The following is a 762-nucleotide window of genomic DNA, read 5'->3' as shown; positions in this document are numbered from 1 at the left end:
TGCTGAAGAAAACTTGATTTATCGGGCAGCTCAAATACTAAAACCACATGCGAAAAAATTTTGTGGCTTGCACATCAAAATTGAAAAAAATATTCCAATGGGTGCAGGTCTAGGTGGCGGTTCATCTAATGCCGCCACAACGCTTATTGTGTTAAATCAATTATGGGAATGTGGCCTAAAGCAAGAACAACTTGCGGACTACGGTGTAAAGCTCGGTGCTGATGTTCCAATTTTTATTTATGGTAAAAATGCATGGGCTGAAGGCATCGGTGAACATTTATCATTCATAGACTTAGATCAAAAACAGTTCATTATTTTAAAACCTGATTGTTTTATCAGCACTCAATTGCTTTTTTCACAAAAAACATTGACAAGAGACTCTAAGACCACTAAATTTTGCGCCTATCAGTTAGAACCTTCTAATTTTGGAAATAACTTTGAGCCACTGGCTCGGCAGTTATACCCTGAAGTAGAAGAAGCAATGCAATATTTAGATCAATTTGGTCAAGCAAAGCTTACAGGTACAGGTGCTTGTGTTTTTATTGAAGTAACGAATGAAATGAATATTGATGAAATTCTTAAGTATTCACCATGTAAATCTTACTTGGTAAATAGTTTAAATGAATCTCCTCTTAATCATTTTAAGGTTACACGTTAGGGGCGTCGCCAAGTGGTAAGGCACCGGGTTTTGATCTCGGCATCCGTTGGTTCGAATCCAGCCGCCCCTGCCATCATATATATCATCGAATTTAGGGGCGTCGC

Annotated in this window: 1 protein-coding gene and 1 tRNA gene; both read left to right on the top strand. The window is 38.3% G+C overall.

Annotation, left to right across the window (positions count from 1 at the left end; genetic code table 11):
• Positions 1-658: 4-(cytidine 5'-diphospho)-2-C-methyl-D-erythritol kinase (gene ispE, locus J655_RS24155; RefSeq protein WP_032053450.1), on the top strand; the 658-nt coding region annotated here is incomplete at its 5' end.
• Positions 657-731, top strand: a tRNA-Gln gene (locus tag J655_RS0104975). The genes ispE and J655_RS0104975, both read left to right, overlap by 2 nt.
• Positions 732-762 lie beyond the last annotated feature (31 nt).

This window comes from Acinetobacter sp. 1294243 (assembly GCF_000588015.1).
Classification (GTDB): domain Bacteria; phylum Pseudomonadota; class Gammaproteobacteria; order Pseudomonadales; family Moraxellaceae; genus Acinetobacter; species Acinetobacter pittii.
This window is presented reverse-complemented; position numbering and strand designations above follow the sequence as displayed.